The sequence below is a fragment of the Tardiphaga sp. 285_C5_N1_2 genome, from assembly GCF_052076065.1.
GTDB lineage: Bacteria > Pseudomonadota > Alphaproteobacteria > Rhizobiales > Xanthobacteraceae > Tardiphaga > Tardiphaga robiniae.
Window position 1 is genome coordinate 226,779 of record NZ_CP197241.1, and the last position, 22,293, is coordinate 249,071.

The following is a 22,293-nucleotide window of genomic DNA, read 5'->3' on the forward strand; positions in this document are numbered from 1 at the left end:
GAAAAAGCTGCAGGGCGTTCGTCGAACCTATAGGTCGATTCGTCGATCTTTGATTGCGACTCGTCATGCGATCGCGTGTCTCATGGAACTTCGCTCGCGTGGATCTGCGAGCTGGAGTTGGATCGTGAAGCTCCCGGTATTTTCAGTCGTCAGCGCAGCGTGCCGCAGCGGCTCGAGTACGAGCAGTGGCACCGGCGCGCGCCATGCTAACACATTGATGTCGTCGACAGCCATGATGCTGTCGCTGTTGTCGCTTGCGGGTCCGGTGCTGATGGTCGCGGCGATTGCCTCGTCGCAAGCGGTTCATGCGCAGGCTTCGGGCGTCGGCGGAAATGGCGGAGCGCATGCATCCAGCAATCCGAAAGCGGGCGGAATAGGCGGTGTGATCGACCCCGCCAATGGAGGCGGCGGCGGCGGCGGTGGCGGCAGGAATGCCAAGAACGAGTCGCTGAAGAACGCTTATATCGGCAATGGCGGCAAGGGTGGCAGTGGTGCACATGCCAGTGGAGGGGGAGACGGCGGCCAGGGTGGAAATCTGGGCTTCAACGGCTCGCAACTCCCAGGCGGTCAAATCCAGGGAGGCGCGGGATCGCCCGGGAAGCGTCCCCAGCGGCTCAAGGGTGGAGATGGCAGCAACTGGTTTCACGGAATGGGCCATGACGGCGGCAGTGGCGGCGGTGGCGGCGGTGGCGGCACCGGCGCGATATTCAGCGGGTCGTTCGTTCCGGGCAACCAGTTCATTGCGGGCGGCGCAGGTGGCAGTGGCGGAGCCGCCGCCGATGGTGGCGATGGTGTTGTGGCCTATTACGGAACCTTCATGGCCCCCGGCTACGGCGGCGGCGGTGGAGGTGGGGGTGGGGGCGGCGGCGGCGGAATAGGCCTCTACGCATCCGGACAAACCCTGGAAACGCTCGCTCCCGCTATCAAAGGTGGTTCGGGCGGTTGGGGTGGCGCCGGCGGCAATGGAGGCACGGGCGCGCCGGATAGTATCGGTAACTATTGCCCGGGCGGACAGCCGCCCTGCATCACCACCGCGACCGACGGCGGCGTCGGCGGCGATGGCGGCAGTGGAGGCAATGGTGGCAATGGCGGCGCCGGCATCGTCGTCGAAAGCGCTCGTATGACCGTCATTAGAAGCGGCGCCTCGGTGTTCGGCGGGACCGGCGGGACCGGCGGGGCGGGTGGATCGGGTGGCCAAGGCGTTTCCGGCGGCAATGGAGGCAATGGCGGCAACGGCGGTGCCGGCGGCACCGGCGTCGTGTTGGCGAGCCCGGGCACTGTGCGCGTCGACAATGGTGGACTGGTGCAGGGCGGCGATGCCGGAGCGGGCGGGACAGCCGGCCCGGGCGGCGGCGGCTGGGAGCTCGGCAATGGAAGCAACGGTCACGCCGGTGCGAATGGAGCGGCGGGAGTCGCCATCCTTGGGCAAAGCGCCGGCATAACGGTCGTTGCGGCCGGGACGATCGAGGGTGGGCGAAACGTCGACGGATCGCGCGCTGCGGCGATTCTGTTCTCCGGCGGCGGCAACAGGCTGGAGTTATGGTCCGGCGCGAACATTACAGGCGATGTCGTCGCCGGCTCGGATGCGAGCAATCCCAATGTCTTTGCGTTGGGTGGCAATCAGGACGCGACTTTCGATCTCTCCGGATTGGGCACGAAGTATCGGGGTTTCTCGGTGCTGGAAAAAAATGGCGACGCCGTCTGGACGCTTTCGGGGATATCGGCATCCTTCGCCGGCGATTTGCACGCCAATGCCGGCAGCCTGGCCTTTGCTGGCGGCGCCAGACTGACGACGGCCAATGGCTATGTCGGCTATGACAGCAGCACCGATGCCAATGTCACCGTCTCTGGCCCAGGCGCATCGTGGCTCAATACCAATCTGTTCGTCGGCTATCGCGGCAACGGCTCGCTCCTGATTGCCGACGGCATGCATGTGACTGCAGCTACCGCTTCAATTGGCAACGATGCGTCTTATGTCGCGCATGGCACGGTGAAGGTCGATGGCATCCGGTCGACGCTCGATGCCCAGACCCTGAAGATCGGCGCAGCGTCCGTCGGCGCGCTGACGGTGAGTAATGGGGGCGTTGCGAAAGCGCGTACGATTCAAGTAGGTGCCTCCGGTGTCAGCGGTGCGTTGAATATCGGATCCGAGCCGGGGGCAGCGGCTCTGGCGCCTGGTGTTGTGACAGGCCCGGTTGAACTTGCACAAAGCGGCACGCTCAATTTCAACCATACGAGCGGCGACTATTTCTTCAACAGTCTGATCACCGGCAATGGCGCGATCAATGTGCTGTCAGGCACCACGATCCTATCCGGTCGCAGTGCTGCTTTTACGGGCACCACGGAAATCCTGAGCGCAACACTTGGCGTGACCGGACAACTCGGTGGCACGGTCAATATCGATGCGGGTGGACGCCTCACCGGCAATGGCTCCGTCGGAGCCGCCACGGTGCTCAATGGTGGCACCCTCGCGCCTGATGGCACGGGTCGTCTGACGGTGAACGGCAACCTGTCAATGCTTGCCGGCAGCGCCTTTGATTTCAATCTGGGTCATTTCTCGAACGGAGCAGCCTCGACAACATCAGCGAGTGTCTTCGTCAATGGCGATGTTTCGCTCCACGATGTAACCTTTAATATCAGTGGTACGGGCGAACCTGCGGTCGGTTACTATCGTATGATCAACTACACCGGCGGTTCGTCAATCTCCGGATTGACCATCGGCACGACGCCCCCGATCTCGGGGCTGTTCCCCGTCACCTATTCGATCGACAGCTCGCGGCTCCATGTGGTCGATCTCATTGCTTCGCCCAACGGCACCGACATCCTTCAACGTTGGGATGATGCGTCGAGCGGCACCGCGGGTGGCAGCGGAACCTGGAATGCGCTCAACAACAATTGGTTTGATTTGGCCGGCGTTGCCAATACCCAGTGGGGATCCATTTATGGCGTCTTCAACGGCCCGGGCGGCACGGTCACGATAGATGGATCGCAGAAATTCTATGGGCTGCAATTCGTCGGCGGTCTCTACAACCTTGTTCAAGGCACTGGCGAACTGCGGCCAACCGCGCTGGGCGGTTCGGACGGTATTGGTGAGCTGCGTGTTCTGTCCGGCGAGACGGCGACGATTTCGGCTCCGATTGTAGGCGCCGGTGGTGTGAACAAGACGGGTGGCGGCACGCTCGTACTCGCTGGCGCCAGCACCTATGCTGGCGGCACGACCATCAGCGGCGGCACGCTGCAGATTTCGTCGAATGCAAATCTCGGCGCTGCAACCGGCGGTCTCACCTTCGACAACGGCATCTTGCATACGACTGCAAACATCGCCTCGGCGCGGAACGTATCGTTACTCGGCATAGGCGAGATTGATACCGACGCCGCAACGGCGCTGGTGCTCACCGGTACGGTGTCCGGCACCGGCAGCTTGATCAAGGCCGGCGACGGCACTCTGATGTTGGCCAATACCAACAGCTGGACTGGCGGCATGCTACTCGAAGCTGGCACGCTGCAGCTTGGCGCTTCCGGTGCGCTGCCCAACGGCAGTGACGTGATCGTCTATGGCGGCAAGCTCGATCTCAACAGCTACAACACTTCGACGCATTCGCTGATCGGCTTCGGTGGCGAGATTGCGCTTGCAAGCGCACAACTGACGCTCAATCAGGCAAGCGATACGGTCATCGCAAGCACCGTCACCGGTGTCGGCGGCAGTCTCGTGAAGACCGGCAGCGGCACGCTGCTGTTGTCTGGAGCGAATACTTACACGGGTGGCACGACAGTTTCCGGCGGCGCTGTTGCAGTTATCGCGGACGCTAATCTCGGCACGGGCACGCTGACGCTCTCGGGTGGTACGCTGCTGACGTTGGCCGATATCGCGTCCGCGCGAAGTATCGTGCTTTTCGGCAATGGCACAATCGAGACGCTGTTCGGAACGACATTCACGACCACAGGAAGTGTCTCGGGCGCCGGCGCATTGACCAAGGATGGCTGGGGCACGTTGGTCCTGGCAGGCGCCAACTCTTTTAGCGGCGGCACGACGATCAATGCCGGTACGCTGCAGATCGGCAATGGCGGCACCACCGGCACACTAGCCGGTAACGTCACGAATAATGGTATTCTGGCATTCAACCGATCCGATAATTTCTCCTATAACGACGTCATCTCCGGTCCCGGCGCTTTCATCCAAGTCGGCGCAGGCCTTACGGCGTTTGGCAATGACAACACCTACAGCGGCGGCACGTTGATCTCTGCCGGTACGCTGCAGCTCGGCACTGGCAGCACGGCGGGCTCTATCATTGGCGATGTCATCAACAACGGCACGTTCCAGATTTTCCGCTCCGACGTCTATACGTTCGGCGGCACGATCTCCGGCAGTGGCATGTTCCGGCATGCCGGCACCGGCACGACGGTCCTGACGGCAGACAATACTTACAGCGGTGGCACGGAGATCACGCAGGGCATTTTGCAGATCGGTGATGGTGGTTTCACAGGATCGATCATCGGCAATGTCATCAACAATGGAGAACTTGTCGCGAAGCGCGATGGGCTGCTGATATTGGCGGGCGCGATCTCGGGCAGCGGTTCATTCACGCAGAGCGGCTTGGGCATTACGCGCCTCGACGGACTCAATAGCTATACGGGCGCCACCGCCGTCAAGGCCGGAACGCTCAGCGTCAACGGCTCGATTGCCGCGTCGTCGCTGGTGAGCGTCGAACGCGGCGCGACGCTCGGCGGCAACGGCATCGTCAGCACCACACAGATCCAAGATGGCGGCATGCTGTCGCCCGGAAATTCGGTCGGGCTGCTGTCCGTACAAGGCAATCTGACGTTTGCCGCTGCTTCGAGCTACATGGTCGAGGTATCTGGCTCGGCGGCGGATCGGACCAATGTCACAGGCACCGCGTCGCTCAACAATGCAGGCGTTCGCGTCAGCTTCGATCCCGCGGCCTATGTGCGTGAACGCTATACCATTTTGAACGCCGCAGGCGGCATGATGGGCACGTTCAGCCCGAATATCGTCAGCGATGAACCACCTTCGTTCATCACGACGCTGAGCTACGATGCTCAAAACGTCTATCTCAATGTCGATCTGAAGCTGACTGGTCTCAACATCAATCAGAACAACATCGCCTCGTCGCTGAATGCCTATTTTGGCAGCCATGGCGGCATCCCCTATGCGCTCGGCGCGATGGCGCCGGAAGATCTGACGCAATCGTCGGGCGAACTCTCGACCGGCGTGCAACAGAACACCGTGCAGGCCATGACGCAGTTCATGGGCGTGCTGACCGATCCCTTCGCTGCCAATCGCGGCCTCGCAACCGTGAACACAGCTTCGAATGCCTTCGCGGCGGCCGATCGTTCACCGACGTCCTGGCGCGACGCCTACGGTGCGATCACCAAAGCGCCACCTGTGGCGGTGAGCTTCGAAGCGCGCTGGAACGTCTGGGCTGCGGGCTTCGGTGGTGGTCAGGCGACCGACGGCAATACGGTCGTTGGTTCGCACAATAGCAGTAGCCGGATCGGCGGCATTGCCGTCGGTGCCGATACCTGGCTGTCGCCGCAGACGCTTGCCGGCTTCGCCGCGGCTGGCGGCGGCACCAGCTTCGGCTTGTCGGATAATCTCGGTTCAGGTCATTCGGACCTGTTCCAGATCGGTGGCTTCATCCGCCATCACCAAGGCTCCGCTTATATCACAACTGCGCTCGCCTACGGATGGCAGAACATCACTACGGAACGGCTGGTGACCATCGTCGATGCCGACCGGCTGCGCGCGAACTTCACCGCGCACGCTTTCTCGGCGCGCGCCGAAGCTGGCCGTCGGAGCGTGCTGCCGTGGCTTGGCGGCGTGGGTTTGACGCCTTATGCCGCGGGCCAGGTTACGAATATCGACCTGCCAGCCTATGCAGAGACGCTTGTCTCCGGCGGCGATGATTTCGCGCTTAGTTACACCGGACGCAACGTCACTGCCACGCGTAGCGAACTTGGCCTCCGCACCGACAAATCCTTCGCTTTAGATCAGGCGTTGCTCACGCTGCGTGGGCGCGCCGCATGGGCGCATGACTTCAATCGCGATCGCGTCGCGCAGGCCTCGTTCCAGTCGCTGCCTGGCGCGAGCTTCATCGTGAACGGCGCGGCGATGGCACCCGATGCTGCGCTGACCAGCGCGAGTGCGGAGGTCATGCTCGGAAGCGGGCTGTCGGTCGCGGCGACCTATGAGGGCGAGTTCTCCAACCTCACCCGCAGCCATGCCGGCAAGGGCGTCGTGCGCTTGGTCTGGTAAGCCACGTCCGAGGCGGTCGCGATCGCATCGCAGGCATGGGCGCAGGCCGCTTGACCCTGCGGCGTGACGCAGTCAGGTTCCGCGCCATCGCTCGCGGACCATCTTGCCTCATGTTCACCATCGCCTCGCTCTGGATCCCCTTCACTATCATCGCCTCGCTGGGGCAGGTGGCGCGCAATGCCATGCAGCGCTCGCTCACCGGACCGCTCGGGACCTGGGGCGCCACCAACATCCGTTTTCTGTTCGGCTTCCCGTTTTCGATCGTCTTTTTCGTGGTGATCATCGTGGCGACGGGCGACAAGGTGCCATGGCCATCAGCCGAATTCTGGCCGTGGCTGCTACTCGGCGCGTTGAGCCAGATCTTTGCCACAGGGCTCATGCTGGCAGCGATGAATGATCGCTCCTTTGTGGTGACTACGGCCTATCTCAAGACCGAGGCGATCCAGACCGCGATTTTCGGTTTCGTCTTTCTCGGCGATCATCTGACGGTGCTGAAGGTCGCGGCGATCCTGATTGCGACCATCGGAGTCGTCGTCACGGCGCTGCGGCCCGGTGCTACGCGCAACATCGCCAGCATCCGGCCGACCGTCCTCGGGCTGGTCGCGGCGGCGGCTTTTGCGCTGTCGGCCGTCGGCTTTCGCGGCGCCATCATCACGGTGCCCGGTGTCAGTTTCGTCACGGCGGCGTCCTATGCGCTGGTCTGGGCACTATTCGTGCAGACCTTGATCCTGACCATCTATCTGCTGGCCCGTGCCCCCAAGGTGTTGAGCGACATCCTCGGCCTATGGAAGCCATCGATGCTGGCCGGCTTCATGGGCGCAGCCGCCTCGCAATTCTGGTTCCTGGCCTTTGCACTTACGGCCGCCGCCAATGTGCGGACACTGGCGCTGGTCGAGGTGTTGTTCGCGCAGGCCGTCGCCTATTATTCGTTCAAACAGCCGTTGTCCGCTCGCGAATTGTCGGGGATCGCGCTGATTGTCGTCGGCGTGGCGATGCTGGTTGCGGTGTGACGGCGCAGTGCGTGTGATGTCTCTTTCGTGGGCGCGCATGCTGCGATAGGACTGATCGAAGCCCTCCCGTGCCGATCCCGAGACCAGATTGATGCGCATCCTGTCCCTGCTCTTCCTGCTGCTTGTCGCCAACCCGGCCTCGGCGGTCGAAGCCATCGTCAAGGACGGCGATACGATCCAGATCGGCAATGTCGCCTACAAGCTTGCCGGCCTGGACGCGCCGGAGGTCGATCAGCCCTGTGTCGATGAACATGCCGACAACTGGGCCTGCGGCATCGAGGCAAGGGACCAGCTGGTGAAACTGATCGGCAAGCGCGAGGTTCGCTGCGAGGACCTTGGCGAGGACAAGATCTACAAGAACCGTCGCGCTGGTCTCTGCAGTGTCGTTGGCGAGACGAGTAGTCTCAATCAGGCGGTGATCCAATCGGGCTATGCGGTGAGCATCGAACCGTCGGACAACGCAAGCGCCAAGACCAGCTTCAAGTCCGATGAGACGGCTGCCAAGGACAAGCGCCAAGGGCTGTGGCGCGGGTGCTTCGTGACGCCCGCGGAGTTCCGCGGCAAGGCGAGCGACAGCCCATTGCTCGGCTCGGCCTGCCGGAGCGACAAGGACAAAGAGTTGCGCGCGGCGCTATTCCCCACCGATCTCACGATGCCGTCGGGCTGCAATATCCGGGCGAAACAGGTTCGCCGCGCCAAGTTTACCGGACATGTCGGTGTCTATCTCATCCCCCAGTGCCAGAATTATGCGACCCAGCCGAAGCCGGATCGCTGGTTCTGCAGCGAGGACGATGCCCGCGCCGCGGGGTACCGCAAGGCGCTCAACTGTCAGGCCCCCAGTCGCCGCAACTGAGCGATGAGCCGGTGGCGCTGGACGCCGCGGGCTGAACCACGTAGCAAATCAAGACGCCGAAATGAGCCGGGCGCGTGCGCCCAAAACCTGTTTAAGGGGCTTATTCCGGTATGCGAAATCCGGAGTGAAGCGCGTGGCCGAGAATACCAGTTCAGCATCGATCGAAGCCGTTGAGCGCAGCCTGGCCTCTGCCGGCTATATTGCCAGCCGGCAGATCGCCACCGCTGTCTATCTCGCCGAGAAGATCGAGAAACCGATCCTGGTCGAAGGCCCGGCCGGCGTCGGCAAGACCGAACTCGCGAAAGCGATCGCCGCCTCGCGCGGCCTCGAGATGATCCGCATGCAGTGCTATGAGGGCCTCGATGAGGCCAAGGCACTGTATGAGTGGAAATACGCCAAGCAGCTGCTCTACACCCAGATCCTGAAAGACAAGCTCGGCGAAGTGCTGGGCGGTGCCGATACGCTCGACAAGGCGCTGGAGCAGCTGCATGATTTCGGCGACGTGTTCTTCTCCAAGGAGTTCGTCGAGCCGCGTCCGTTGCTGCGCGCTCTGGAACAGCCGATGGGCTGCGTGCTTCTGATCGACGAGATCGACAAGTCCGACGCCGAATTCGAATCACTGCTGCTCGAAATCCTGTCCGACTTCCAGGTTACGATCCCCGAGCTCGGCACCGTCGTAGCCATCGTACCGCCGACCGTGATCCTGACCTCGAACGGCGAACGTGATCTTGGCGATGCGTTGAAGCGCCGCTGTCTGCATCTGCATATCGGCTTTCCCGAGCCCAAGCTCGAAGAGCGCATCGTCGAGACTCGCGTACCCGGCGTGTCCACCACCTTGCGCAAGCAGCTTGTCGGCTTCGTCAATCAGGTCCGCACGCTGGACCTGAAGAAGCTCCCGTCGGTCAGTGAGACCATCGACTGGGCCAAGGTGCTGGTGCTGCTCGGTGCGTCCGAACTCGGCCACGAGATGGTCAAGGATACGCTCAACGTGCTGCTGAAATACGAAGGCGATATCGAAGCGACACTGCCGCAGGTCTCGGGCTTCGTTGCCAAGGCCGACCGGCAGGGCGTGTTCGGTTAGCCATGCGCGACACGCTGCATCGCTTCTTTCGGGCGGCGCGGGGCGCCGGTGTCAGGATTTCGCCTGCCGAAAGTATCGATGCGATGCGTGCCGCCGCTGAAGTGGGCCCCGCCGATCGCGCCATCCTGCGCGATGCGCTGCTGCTGACCATGGCGAAGTCCGGCGAAGAGAAAGCGGCGCTTGCTGCCTGTTTCGATACGTTCTTCACCCATCCTGAGTTCGACGCGCCGTCCGCGGCAAATGACGACGAGATTGGCGAGGGGGCAAGCGAGAGCGGAACCGACGCCGTGGCAGGCACCGCGTCGGCACAGGCTTCGACCGAACTCGGTTCGCTCGCGCAAATGCTGTTGGCGCAGGACCGCGCCGCTATTGCCGCGGCGCTTTCAAACGCATCGAATGCCGCCGGCCTGACCGACATCCGTGTCTTCACCCAGCGGGGGCTGTTTGCCAGCCGGGTGCTCGAGCAGCTCGGGATCGCGCAACTGCGCGACGACATCGATGCGCTCACGACCCGCAATCCAGCAGATGCAGAACGGCTTGCAACGGCGCTCGGCAGCCTGCGCGAGACCGTCAGCGAAATGGTCGCGCAGGCGCTGCTGCTCTATGGCCGCGAGGAGAAAGAGGCGTTGCGCAATGAGATCCTGCGCAATGCGCCGATGGCGCGGCTGGAACAGCGGCAGATCGCGCAGATGCGCGTTCTGATCCGGCAGATCGCGCGGCGGCTGCGCGAGCGCTTCAGCAAGCCGCGCAAACGGCAGCGCCGTGGCCATCTCGATGTCCGCCGCACCATTCGTCGCAATGCTGCATGGGGCGGCGTGCCGTTCATGACGGCATGGAAGCGCCGTCATCGTGACAAACCGAAGATCGTCGCTATTTGCGATGTCTCGGGCTCGGTTGCGCAGGTCTCCGACTTCTTCCTGCTGCTGATCCACAGCCTGCATGAAGTGGTGTCCGATGTGCGCTCCTTCGCTTTTTCCGGCAACCTGATCGAAGTCAGTGAAGTCCTGGAGAAAAACAAACCTGAAGAGGCGATGAAGCAGATCATGTCGTCGGTTGGCTACGGCTCGTCCGACTATGGTCGCTCCTTCGTCGATTTCGAGAAGGGTTTCATGAGCGCGATCACGGCGCAGACCACGGTCATTGTGCTCGGCGATGCCCGCAGCAACAATCTCGATCCGCGCGCCGACATCTTGCGCCGCATCGGCGAGCGTTCGAAGCGGCTGGTCTGGCTCAATCCGGAAGGACGGATGGGCTGGGGCTTCGGCGATTCCGAAATGCCGCGCTACGCGACCTTCTGTAATGTCGTGCGCCAATGCGCGACGGCGCAGCAACTCGAGCGCGCCGTCGCCGATATCGTGGCGACCTATCAATAGTCGTCGCCATCAACCGAAGGTGAAGGCATAGGCCCGTACGCCGGGATCGAGGAATTCGATTCCGAATGTGCGGTCGGTGATGCCGCCAACTTGCCGCACCAATTGATACAGCTTCGCATCCGTCACGGTTCCATACCCCTCCGCATTGGTATCGGTGCCGTGGCTGGCGCCGGGCGCCGCACCATCGATGGTCACGCGGAAACGCACCGGCTTGCCGTCCCGTGTTGGGCCGAGAACCAGATGCAGGTCGCGGGCGTGGAAACGATAGGCGATGCGACCTGACGTATCGTCGAGCTGTGCATATTCGCGGCCGATGGTCCATGTGCCGCCTAGCGTCCAGCGGTTCAGAGGTAGCATGTCGATGCCGCGATAGAGACTCGGCACGTCTTCGCGTGCGCCGCCGGGCGAGGTGAAGCCGGTGGCCTGCGTATAGCCGAGATAGGTCTCCGAAGAACGAAGTTGCTCCTCATCCGCGGCGACTTGCGTGCCTTCCGCACGGACCTTCGTAACCTCAACAGTTGGCTTGTGGCCGGCTTCCGCTAGCAGCTGCTGGATCACCTGTTCGGACCTCGCGTAGTTGCCTTCGCCGATCGCTGGATGACGGATGCGACCATCGGCACCGACGAAGTAGAGGGCAGGCCAAGCATTGTTGCTGAAGGCGCGCCAGATCCGGAAGTCGTTGTCGATCGCGACGGGATAGCTGACGCCGAGCTTCGTCGTTGCGGTGCTGACATTGCCGACGTTCTTCTCGAAGGCGAATTCCGGCGTGTGCACGCCGATCACGACGAGGCCCTGATCGCGATACTTCTCGGCCCAGGCACGCACATGCGGCAGCACGCGCAGGCAGTTGATGCAGGAATAGGTCCAGAAATTCACTAGCACGACCTTGCCCTGCAGGTCTTCGGCCTTCAGCGGCGACGTGTTGAGCCATTGCCTACTGCCCACGATCGATGCGAGCGGACCAGACAGTGACGCATGGGGTGTGGCATTGCCGATGGACGTTCCGGCCTGCGTGGATGGTGCGGGCTGCAGCGTGTCGATCAAATTGCTTTCAAAGGCCGTCGTTGACGGCAGTGAGAGTTGCGTCAGCAGGCGCGTATCCAGCCCGGCCCAGATCGCGATGGCGCCGACCACCACTGCGCCACCCAGCGCGCGACGCACGCCGTCGCTCCATGGCATCAGCTCGCGGGCCTTGGCGAGCAAACGTCCGCCCAGCAGTATGCCGACGGCGAGTGACGTTGCCGCACCAAGGCCATAAGCGAGCAACAGCAACACGGTGTCGATTCCCGGCCCATGCAGTGCCGCGCCGGTAAGGATCAGGCCCAGCACCGGTCCGGCACAGGGGGCCCAGAGGAGGCCCGTCGCGATGCCGAGCAGCAGCGAAGCGACCGGCGTGCGGTTGGCCTTTGCATCATTCTGGCCGGCCCAGCCGGACAGCTTCACGCCGAGTAGTACCAGCGGCGCCATCAGGCGCGTGGCGAGAGTCGGCAACAGCAATGCCAGGCCGAACAGCATCATTGCGATGAGGGCGATGGTTCTGCCATAGCGATTGGCCTCGATCGCCCAGTTGCCGGCGACAGAGGCGAGACTGGCGGCCACCGCGAAAGTCAGTGTGAGGCCGATCAGCAAGGGCAATCCGCTGCGGCGAAACGGCTGGTCCGCGCGGGCGAGAATGATCTGCAGGATCGGGAAGATGCAGGGCGATGCGATGGTGAGCAGGCCGGCCGCATAAGCGAGGATGAAGAGCGTCACGGTGATCTCCAGAAATACACGAGTGAAGCCGGCGACCGTTCGGGGGAGCGCCGCGATCCGCGGACCGGTTGACGGTCCGCGAAAGAAGGTGAGGGTCAGATCAGGTTGATCGCGACATTGATGTTGCCGCGCGTTGCCTTCGAGTAAGGGCAGATCTGATGCGCGGCATCGACCACCTGGCGCGCGACGTCCGGCGCGAGGCCGGGCAGGCTGACATTGAGGCGAGCCTGCAGGAAGAAGTCGCCACCGGTGGTGCCAAGGTCGACTTCGGTGTCGACGGCAACGTCGGCCGGCAGCTTGACCTTCAGATTGCCGGCGGCGCGCCCCATGGCGCCGATGAAGCAGGCTGACCAGCCGGCCGCGAACATTTGCTCGGGATTGGTGCCGGCGCCGGCCGAGCCGGGAGGCGACAGCTTGACCTCGAGCCGGCCGTCAGAGCTGCGCGAGGCGCCATCGCGGCCACCGGTGGTGTGGGTCTGGGCGGTGTAGAGAACCTTTTCGATGGTCGTCGACGTCATGATCATCCTTCTTTTTGTATCGTGTACGATGTAATCGAGTGCGATATAAATAGCGGCGTGGGTGCTCTTGTCAACTCTTCCGATTTAATCGCATCCGATATATATGGGTCCGAAGGTCACGTTCTCGTGTCTCTGACGGAGCGCAAACATGCCATCCACCAAGCCCAAATCGATTGAACAAGCCTCCGCCGATTCCGCGCAGGCCGGCCCGAAACTGTCTGATTTCCTCTGTTTTTCGATCTACTCGGCCAATCTGGCTTATGGCCGGGCCTACAAGCCGATCCTCGAAAAGCTCGGTCTGACCTATACCCAGTACATCGCCATCGTGGCGCTGTGGGAGGAGGACGGGCAGACCGTGGGCAGCCTCGGCGAAAAGCTGTTTCTGGAGTCCAACACGCTGACGCCGATCCTGAAGAAGCTGGAGGTCATGGGCTATCTGCGCCGGCAGCGCGATCCCGGGGATGAACGGCAGGTGGTGATCAGCCTGACCGACGAAGGCCGGCGGTTGCGCGAGAAGGGCCTGACCATGAATCTCGTCAAAGCGTCGGGGCTCAAGCCGGACGAGTTCAAGAAAATGCAGCAGGGCGTCGCCACGCTGCGCGATAACCTGATCAAGGCTGCGCGCGAAAGCTGATCCGCACATCGGCCATGCAGTGGCCGGCATGCGGATGCATGCTGCGCCGTCCTCCTGTAACCTCGCGGCAGAAGATCAGTCCGAGAGGTTGGCGTGAGCGACATCGACAAAATTTTTACGCGGGCGAAATTCGCCGACGGCAGCCTCAACACGATTGCCGTCAGTGGCGGTCTGATCACCGGGATCATGTCCGGCAGCGATCCAGCACCGACAACCGCAGAGACCGTCGATCTCGGCGGCACGCTTGTGATCCCGTCCTTCGTCGAAGGTCACATCCATCTCGACACCAGTTTCCACGGCGACGTCTGGCGGCCGCATGTGCCCTATTCGAACGGCTTCAACGTGCAGGAGCGCGTCGCCATCCAGGCCGACAACATGGCGAAGGCCGCGCCGATGGCCGAGCGCGCGCAGAGCCAGCTTGAGCTTTGCCTCGGTCACGGCAGCTCGCGCATGCGCAGCCATGTGATGGTCGATGGCTCGGTCGGCCTGACATCGCTGGAGACCATCCTCGCCGTGCGCGAGGCGCATCGCGACCTCATTGATATCCAGCTTGTCGCCTTCCCGCAAAGCGGCATCCTGCGCAGTCCGGGCACGCCGGATCTGCTCGATGCTGCTTTCGATCTCGGCGCGAACGTGATCGGCGGTCTCGATCCCGGTGGCTTCGACCGCGATGTCGAGAAACATCTCGATGTGGTGTTCGGCATCGCCGAGCGCCGCGGCGTTGATGTCGATATCCATCTGCACGATCCTTCGATGCTCGGCATTTTCGAGATAGAACAGATTTGCGCGCGCACGCAGGCGCTGGGCATGCAGGGCCACGTCGCCGTCAGCCATGCTTATTCGCTCGGCGATGTCGCTCCTGATGTCGTGCAGCGAACAGCCGAGTTGCTGGCAGTGAGCGGCGTCGCCATCATGACCAATGCGCCGGGTGCGCGGCCGTTTCCACCGGTGAAGCTGCTGCGCGCGGCCGGCGTCACCGTGTTCGGTGGCTGCGATAACATCCGGGACTCCTGGTGGCCCTATGGCGACGGCGACATGCTCGGCCGCGCCATGATGATCGGCTATCGCTCCGGCTTCAACACCGACGAAGATCTGATGCTGGCCTTCGACATCGTCACGGCCGGTGGTGCGAAAGCGCTGCGGCTGGAAGATCACGGCCTCCGCGTCGGCGCCAAGGCCGACTTCGTCGCCATCGATGCACCGCACGTGCCGCAGGCCGTGGTCGATCTGCCAAGGCGCCGCGCGGTCTACAAGAACGGCCGGCTGGTTGCGCGGGACGGCGAGATTGTCGCCCGAAAAGCTTGAATCATCGGCTGGACGCGTTACGACTGCGCCAAACAAAGCTGGCATGCCACGAGTTCTGGAGACGACGAATGCTTGAAACACCGCGCGCGCGACGGGGCATGGTGACCTCGCCGCATCATTTGGCGTCGCAGGCCGGTCTCGATGTGCTCAAGGACGGCGGGACCGCTGTGGAAGCGGCGATCGCCGTAGCGGCGGCGCTCGCAGTGGTCTATCCGCACATGACCGGTATCGGCGGCGACGGCTTCTGGCTGATCGCCGAGCCCGGTAAGGCGCCGATCACGGTGGATGCCTGCGGTCGCGCCGGCGCAGCGGTGGACCTTGCTTACTATGCGTCGAAGGGCGCTTCGGCGATTCCGTTCCGCGGACCGCTCGCTGCCAACACCGTCGCCGGGACCGTGTCCGGCTGGCAGAAGGCGCTGGATGTTTCGAAGCATTGGCAGAAGCCGATGGCGCGCGAGCGGCTGCTGGAAAGTGCGATCTATTATGCCGAAAATGGCATCGTCGTTACGCGCAGCCAATCCGAACTGACGTCTGAGAAATTCGCGGAGCTGAAGGACCAGCCGAATTTCGCCGGGACTTTCATGCCGAACGGGCAGGCGCCGGCCGAAGGCGATATCATGAAGCTGCCGGCGCTCGGCGCGACGCTGAAGCGTCTGGCCGCCGAGGGCTTCGAGAGTTTCTACAACGGCAAGCTGGCCGACACGATCGCCGCTGACCTCGCCAAAGTCGCATCACCTGTCACCGCGGCCGATCTGCAGAACCATCAAGCCACCGAGCGCCCGCCGCTATCGACCACCGTGCGCGGCGCGCAGCTGTTCAACATGGCGCCGCCGACGCAGGGTCTGTCGTCGCTGATGATCCTCGCGATGTTCGATCGGCTCGGCGTCACCCAGGCCGAAGGTTTCGATCACATTCACGGTCTGATCGAGGCCACCAAGCAGGCGTTCATCGTGCGCGACGAGCATGTCGGTGATCCCGATCACATGACAGTGAATCCGGCGTCATTCCTCGACGATGCCAAACTCGATGAACTGGCGCGCCATATCGATCGCAAGATTGCGTTGCCATGGCCGCATGTGCGCAAGCCCGGCGATACCATCTGGCTCGGCGTTATCGACGGACATGGCCGTTCGGCGTCGTTCATCCAATCGGTCTATTTCGAATTTGGCTCCGGCGTCGTGCTGCCGGAAACCGGGATCTGCTGGCAGAATCGCGGCGCCTCGTTCCGGCTTGCCGAGAGTGGCTGGAATGCGCTGAAGCCGGGCCGCAAGCCGTTCCACACGCTCAATCCCGCGATGGCGATCTTCGATGACGGCCGTCGTATGGTCTATGGCAATATGGGCGGTGAGGGGCAGCCGCAGACGCAGTCGGCGGTGTTCTCGCGCTACGGTATGTTCGGCATGCCGCTGCAGCAGGCGGTGACCGCGCCGCGCTGGCTGCTCGGCAAGACCTGGGGCGACGAGAGCGTCACGCTGAAGGTCGAGGATCGCTTCGATCCCGCATTGATCCAGCAGCTTCGGGATGCCGGTCACGTGGTCGAGGTGCTCGGCAGCTATACCGGCACCATGGGCCATGCCGGCGCCATCGTGCTGCACGCCAACGGCGTGCTCGAAGGCGCGACGGACCCGCGCTCGGATGGCGCTGTCGCCGCTTGGTGATCAGCTCGTCATCATCTTGCGTAGCTCGGTCTTGAGGATCTTGCCGTTAGCGTTGCGCGGCAGCGGCTCCTTCAGGAAGGTGATGGTGTCCGGCACCTTGTAATCGGACAGCCGCTCCGCACAGTATTTGCGGATGTCGGCCTCGTTGCCGCCATCGGGGCTATAGACGAAGGCGTGTACGCGTTCGCCCAGCACTGGATCCGGCTTGCCCACCACTGCGCTTTCGACGATGGCGGGATGATGTGACATCACGTTTTCGACCTCGGTGCAGTAGATCTTGAAGCCGGCGCGATTGATCATGTCCTTCTTGCGGTCGACCACATAGACATAGCCGCCCGCATCCATGCGGCCGATATCGCCGGAGCGCCAATAGCCGCCGACGAAGCCGGTGCGCGTCGCATCCGGGTTGTTCCAATAGCCCGGCACGACCATAGCGCCGGCAATCAGCAATTCGCCGTCCTGACCGACCGGCACCTCGCGGCCGTCGTCATCGGCGACCACGATATGTGCGCCGGTTACGGGGCGCCCGACCGAATTGATTTTGCTGACGGGCGAGCCGGGCGGAAACATCGTCGCGGGTGATGAAGTCTCAGTCGAACCATAGGCATTACAGAGATTAAGCTTCGGCAGCACCTCGGCGAGGCGCGTGATGGTCGCTTCGGGCATCGGCGCGCCGCCGAAGCCGGCGATGCGCCATGAAGACAGATCGTGACGGTCGAAATCCGGCTGCAGCAGGCAGAGATTATACATCGCGGGCACCATTAGTGTGTAGGTCATGCGCTCGCGTGCCGCGACAGCGAGAAACTCCGGTGCCTTGAAGGTCGGCAGGATGACCGTCGTTCCGGCGACATTGATGGTCGCAAGGATCAATGCCACAAGCCCGGTGACATGCGATGCTGGCACCGCCAGCATGGTGACGTCACCGTCGTGCAGGCCATAGCCGTGCTGGAAGTTGAGCAGCGAATGGATGATGCTCGCATGGGTGAGCATCGCGCCTTTCGGGTTGCCAGTGGTGCCTGACGTATAGAGCAGAAAAGCGGTGTCTTCCTGATGGAGTTCGGGAAGCGCAGCGGCAGGCGCATCTTTCGTCAGCTCCGCAAAGGATGGCGCACGGCCGCTGCCGACCACCCACTGATTGCGCAAGTCCGCACGCGGTGCGGGCAGGTTGGCCTCGCAGTCGCTGTCATAGACCAGCGCCGAGGCCCGGCACTGCTGCAGCACATAGTCGATCTCCGGCATGCGTTGCCGGGTGTTGAGCGGCACGACGATCATCCCCGCGCGGACGGCACCGAGCGCGCAGAAGATGAACTCCAGGCAGTTGCCGAGCAGCACCGCGATGCGCTCGCCCCTCTTGAAGCCGCAGGCGATCAGATTGCGGGCGACATTCTCCGCGACGCGGTCGAGCTCCGCATAGGCGACTCGTTCCTCGCCGAGCACCAGCGCGACGCCCTCCGGCTTCCGCGCGACAGCAGCGCGCAGCATGGCGTCGAGGGTCGGCGGACGATCGGAGAAACAGGTGACGACGCGGTCGCTGTAGAGAACTTCATGGCGGGTGGCCGGCGTTGAGGTTCCCGGCGGGATCTGTCCTTGCATGTCCGTCCCAGACGTTTTTTTTGCGCGCCGCAATCGGCACGTCCCGCCATTTGGCTGGCGATGATGACGTCAGGTTAATCAGCCATGCGGAGAATGCCAACCCGCTTCGCCGCATGGCTCGTAACGTGGGAGATGCGCGTCCGGGGCTAGCGCGCTTCCACAGTCACGTGCTGCAATTCATGTACGGCTGTGAGGCGCTGCCGCACCGTCTCTGTGCTCGCTCCGCCGGCAAAGCCGACGATCGCAGCATGCGCACCAGGGCCGACGCGCCAGACGTGGAGGTCGAAGATGCGGGCATCGCCGGGGCGCTCGACCTCATCGCGGATTTCCTGTTCCAGATGTGGATCTGACGTATCCAGCAACACGGCCGCCGTGTCGCGCAACAGATTCCACGCCCAGGCGGCAATGAGAATGCCGCCGACGATGCCCATCACAGGATCGAGCCAGACCCAGCCAAGATAGCGGCCGGCTATCAGCGCGACGATGGCGAGCACCGACGTCAGAGCATCGGCCAGCACATGCATGAAGGCGGAGCGCATGTTGTTGTCGCGGTGATGTGCGTCGTGGTGATGGTCGTGGTCGTGACCGTCGCGATGATGCCCGCCGCTCAGCAGAAACACACTGGCGATATTCACGATCAAGCCGATGACGGCGATCACCGTGGCTTCGCCGAAGGCGACTGTGGACGGATTGAATAGCCGCTGCACGGATTCGACGGCGATGCCGATGGCGATGATCGCCAGCACCAATGCGGAGGCAAAGCCGGCGAGATCGCCGACCTTGCCTGTGCCGAAAGTAAAGCGGCGGTTATGCGCGTTGCGGCGCGCATAGGCATAAGCGCCCGCAGCAATGGCGAGCGCCACGGCATGTGTCGCCATGTGGAAGCCGTCAGCCAGCAGCGCCATCGAGTTGAAGACAGTGCCGGCAACGATCTCGCCGACCATCATCAGCGCCGTAAGGACGACCACCCACAGCGTGCGGCGGGTGTTCTCGTCGTGATTGTCGCCCAGAAACATGTGCTCGTGGGACAGGTGGTCGATGTCGTGGGTGCGCATACTGCCGGTCCTTATTTCGCGTAACGCCGGATAGCGGCGACGAGTTCTTCGGCGCCGGCCGCCCGGTCGTCGGCGCTGAGACCGGGATGGGCGACATGCTCGCGGACGTGGTCCTCGATCAGTTCATCCATCAGCCCGCTCACGGAGCCGCGCACGCCTGCGACCTGATGCAGAATCGTGGCGCAGCCGGCGTCTTCGGTGATGGCCTTCTCGATGGCGGCCATTTGGCCGGCGAGCCGACGGACCCGGGCGAGCAGCTTGGTCTTGTTAGCGGCGAGATGCGACATAGGATAGTCCCCTACCCTATATTTCGTCCGAGCGAAAGTCCCCGCCCGGCGACAAGCCGGGCAGGGGAGTTTGCGGAGGAAACGGAGAGGGATCGATCAGGCGGCCGCAGCCATCACGCGAGGATGGGCGACATGTTCCTTGAGCACCAGGCCGGAGGCATCAACCTCGGCAAGCGAGACGTCGTAGCTCCAGAGATCGGCGAGATGCTGCAGCACCCGCTTGGCGTCGGGCTCATTCAGCAGGGCGCCATTGAGCACCGAATGCTTCAGCATCAACCGGCGATCGCCAGCGAGGTCGACGTCCACCACTTCGATATTCGCATCGATCAGGCCGACGTCGTACTGACGCGCCAGCACACGTCGGACGCGGCGATAGCCACGCTCGTCATGGATGGCGTCGACGCGGATGCCTTCCGACACGGCCGGGTCGTCATGCAGGTGGAACATCCGCATGTGGCGCATCAGTCGTGGGCTCAGGAACTGGCTGACGAAGCTCTCGTCGCGGTAGTTGGCCCAGATATCGCGCAGCACCGCCATTGCATCGCCTTTGCCGGCGATATCGGGAAACCAAGCGCGGTCTTCGTCGGTCGGATCGGTGACGATTTTTTCGATGTCCTGCATCATTGCGAAGCCGAGCGCATAGGGGTTGAAGCCCGAGAAGCGCCGGTCATCGTAATTCGGCTGGAACACGACATTGGTGTGCGACTGCAGGAATTCCAGGAAGTTGCCGTCCGAGATCTGTCCGGTCTGATGCAGCCGGCTCATGATGCGATAGTGCACGTAAGTGGCCGTGCCTTCGTTCATCACCTTGGTCTGACCTTGCGGGTAGAAATATTGCGAGATGTGCCGGACGATGCGGATGAGTTCGCGCTGCCAGGTCTTCAGGCGCGGTGCGGATTTCTCCAGAAAATACAGCAGGTTTTCCTGCGGCAGGCCGAGCAGAGCGCGTCGTCGCTCCGCGCTGAGCAGTGAGGCACTCTTCGCCCGCCCCGTCGGCACCGTGCGCCACAGATCGTTGAACGAGGTTTCTTCGTGATTGCGGCGCTCTTTGGCGCGTTTTTCCTCGGCCCGCAAATCCAGCGATTTTTTGCCGGGATAGCGATCGACACCGTGCGACATCAACGCGTGCGCGGCGTCGAGCGTCTGCTCCACCGCTGCGCGGCCATGCTTTTCCTCGCACTGCGCCACATAGCCCTTGGCAAAATCGAGATAGTCGAGAATGCCGTCGGCATCGGTCCACTGCTTGAACAAATAATTGTTCTTGAAGAAGTGATTATGGCCGAAAGCGGCGTGAGCAATTACCAGCGTCTGCATCGTCGCCGTGTTTTCCTCCATCAGGTAGGAAATGCATGGCGACGAGTTAATGACGATCTCATAGGCCAGGCCCATCAGGCCCTTGCGATAGGACGCTTCCTGATGGGCGAATTGTTTGCCGAACGACCAGTGCTTGTAATACAGCGGCATGCCTACGGACGAGTAGGCGTCCAGCATCTGTTCGGCAGTGATGACCTCGATCTGGTTCGGGTAGACGTTGAGGCCGAGCTCCTTTTCGGCAATCTCCTCGCAGGCATCGTGGATGCGCTGCAATGTGGTGAAGTCCCAGTCCGCGCCTTCGTAGAGACGGTCTGTCATGGAGCCACCCTCTCCTTGGCCTGGCGACGTTGAAACAGGTCGTGGAACACCGGAAAAATCTCGCTGCGGTCGTTGACCTTGCGCATCGACAGCGGTGCACCTTCCGCGCGCAGCCGCTGATACAGCGTCCACAGCGAGGATTCCGACATTTCGAACGGGTGGCTGCCGCTCTCGCCCACTTCCAGATAGGCGAAGAACTGCGTCACCGGCAGGATCATGTCCTTGAGCAGGCGACCGGAGAGATCGCCATCGGCATAGGAGTTGTCGCCGTCCGAGGCCTGTGCGGCATAGATATTCCAGTCGGCGGGGCGATAGCGTGACTGCACGATCTCATGCATGGCCTGCAGTGCGCTGGAAACCAGCGTGCCGCCTGACGCGGGGCCGTGGAAGAAGGTTTGCTCGTCGACTTCCTCGGCACGGTCGGTGTGACGGATGAAGACGATCTCGACCTTGCGATAGCGACGCGTCAGGAAGACGTAGAGCAGCATGTAGAACCGCTTGGCGAGATCCTTCATGTGCTCGGACATCGAGCCGGAGACGTCCATCAGGCAGAACATCACCGCCTGCGCCACCGGCTTCGGCACGTTCTCGAAGCGGCGATAGCGGATGTCGATGGGATCGATGAACGGAATCCGCCGCATCTTGGATTTCAGCCGCGTGATCTCTGCCAGCAATTCGGGGCGGCGCTCGTCACTGCAATGCTCCAGTTCAGCTTCCAACTGTGCAATGGCCTCGGGTCGCGGTCGCTGCAGTGCAACCCGTCGTGCCATGGCCAAGCGTACGGTGCGGCTGACCGAGATATTGGCAGGCGAACCGGACGTCGTATATCCGGCGCGGCGCAGGCCTTCGTTTTCGACTTCGGCCAGCTTGCGCTTGGAAAGATCCGGCAGTTCCAGGTCGTCGAGGAAAATGTCGACGAACTCCTCCCGGCTGAGCACAAACCGGAATGCATCCTCGCCGTCGCCTTCACCGGCATCGTTCGATCTGCCGCTCTTCGATTGCGGCCGTTGAAGGTAATCACCTTCCACAAATTTTACGTTGCCGGGCAACACCCGGTCGCGAATGCCGCCTTCGCGATAGAAGCGGGGCTCGTTCATCCCGTCGAGCGGGATGGACACTTCGCCGCCTTCCAGGACGTCTTTGATGTCGCGGTCCTGGGAGGCTTTCTTGACGGCTCCCTGAACCAGAGCTTTCGCGCGTCGCAAGAACCGCTGGCGGTTCTCAAGACTCTTGCTGCTCGGGTTCAGGCGTCTATCGACGATATGCAT

At 62.7% G+C, this 22,293-nt stretch carries 15 protein-coding genes; 8 read left to right on the forward strand and 7 right to left on the reverse strand.

Translation table 11 applies throughout. The features are described 5' to 3' along the window. The first annotated feature begins 217 nt into the window (after positions 1-217). From AB7951_RS01045 to AB7951_RS01065, 5 genes are all read left to right on the forward strand, one after another. Positions 218-6,274, forward strand: coding sequence for an autotransporter-associated beta strand repeat-containing protein (locus AB7951_RS01045; protein WP_439061976.1), 6,057 nt, complete (start codon positions 218-220; stop codon positions 6,272-6,274). Positions 6,275-6,384: 110 nt separating this feature from the next. Continuing rightward, a complete protein-coding gene (locus AB7951_RS01050) occupies positions 6,385-7,284 on the forward strand; it encodes an EamA family transporter (RefSeq protein WP_120287353.1) in 900 nt (299 codons plus the stop codon). A 91-nt stretch (positions 7,285-7,375) separates the two neighbouring features. After that, the gene (locus AB7951_RS01055) at positions 7,376-8,137 is read left to right on the forward strand and encodes a thermonuclease family protein (RefSeq protein WP_199711975.1); all 762 of its coding nucleotides are present in this window, start codon (positions 7,376-7,378) and stop codon (positions 8,135-8,137) included. Between the two features lie 133 nt (positions 8,138-8,270). Further along, entirely contained in the window at positions 8,271-9,218 is a 948-nt protein-coding gene (locus tag AB7951_RS01060) for an AAA family ATPase (RefSeq protein ID WP_439061975.1), read from the forward strand. Between the two features lie 2 nt (positions 9,219-9,220). Beyond that, positions 9,221-10,591: a VWA domain-containing protein gene (locus tag AB7951_RS01065; protein ID WP_120287350.1), complete on the forward strand. Its 1,371-nt coding sequence runs from the start codon at positions 9,221-9,223 to the stop codon at positions 10,589-10,591. Between the two features lie 9 nt (positions 10,592-10,600). Here AB7951_RS01065 and AB7951_RS01070 read toward each other — a convergent pair whose 3' ends face one another. After that, entirely contained in the window at positions 10,601-12,343 is a 1,743-nt protein-coding gene (locus AB7951_RS01070; protein WP_441255647.1) for a redoxin domain-containing protein, read from the reverse strand. Between the two features lie 95 nt (positions 12,344-12,438). Next, the gene (locus tag AB7951_RS01075; RefSeq protein WP_120288035.1) at positions 12,439-12,861 is read right to left on the reverse strand and encodes an organic hydroperoxide resistance protein; all 423 of its coding nucleotides are present in this window, start codon (positions 12,859-12,861) and stop codon (positions 12,439-12,441) included. Positions 12,862-13,009: 148 nt separating this feature from the next. Here AB7951_RS01075 and AB7951_RS01080 point away from each other — a divergent pair, with 148 nt between their 5' ends. The 3 genes from AB7951_RS01080 (at position 13,010) to AB7951_RS01090 (ending at position 16,458) form a co-directional block, all read left to right on the forward strand. Continuing rightward, positions 13,010-13,495 (forward strand): MarR family winged helix-turn-helix transcriptional regulator, encoded by a 486-nt coding sequence (locus tag AB7951_RS01080; RefSeq protein WP_120287348.1) that lies wholly within the window; start codon positions 13,010-13,012, stop codon positions 13,493-13,495. A 93-nt stretch (positions 13,496-13,588) separates the two neighbouring features. Beyond that, positions 13,589-14,800: an amidohydrolase family protein gene (locus AB7951_RS01085; protein ID WP_120287347.1), complete on the forward strand. Its 1,212-nt coding sequence runs from the start codon at positions 13,589-13,591 to the stop codon at positions 14,798-14,800. Between the two features lie 68 nt (positions 14,801-14,868). Further along, positions 14,869-16,458: a gamma-glutamyltransferase family protein gene (locus AB7951_RS01090; RefSeq protein ID WP_439061973.1), complete on the forward strand. Its 1,590-nt coding sequence runs from the start codon at positions 14,869-14,871 to the stop codon at positions 16,456-16,458. On the opposite strand, the gene AB7951_RS01095 is transcribed toward AB7951_RS01090, so the two are convergent. The 5 genes from AB7951_RS01095 to AB7951_RS01115 all read right to left on the reverse strand — a co-directional run bounded on the left by AB7951_RS01095 (position 16,459) and on the right by AB7951_RS01115 (position 22,293). Continuing rightward, entirely contained in the window at positions 16,459-18,051 is a 1,593-nt protein-coding gene (locus tag AB7951_RS01095; protein ID WP_439061972.1) for a class I adenylate-forming enzyme family protein, read from the reverse strand. Positions 18,052-18,197: 146 nt separating this feature from the next. Beyond that, positions 18,198-19,106: a CDF family Co(II)/Ni(II) efflux transporter DmeF gene (dmeF, locus tag AB7951_RS01100; RefSeq protein WP_120287344.1), complete on the reverse strand. Its 909-nt coding sequence runs from the start codon at positions 19,104-19,106 to the stop codon at positions 18,198-18,200. Between the two features lie 11 nt (positions 19,107-19,117). Continuing rightward, complete coding sequence (locus AB7951_RS01105) at positions 19,118-19,393, reverse strand: metal/formaldehyde-sensitive transcriptional repressor (protein WP_120287343.1); 276 nt, start codon at positions 19,391-19,393, stop codon at positions 19,118-19,120. 96 nt (positions 19,394-19,489) lie between these two features. After that, positions 19,490-21,025: a SpoVR family protein gene (locus tag AB7951_RS01110; protein ID WP_120287342.1), complete on the reverse strand. Its 1,536-nt coding sequence runs from the start codon at positions 21,023-21,025 to the stop codon at positions 19,490-19,492. Beyond that, complete coding sequence (locus tag AB7951_RS01115; RefSeq protein WP_170849644.1) at positions 21,022-22,293, reverse strand: YeaH/YhbH family protein; 1,272 nt, start codon at positions 22,291-22,293, stop codon at positions 21,022-21,024. The genes AB7951_RS01110 and AB7951_RS01115 overlap by 4 nt, the downstream gene beginning before the upstream one ends.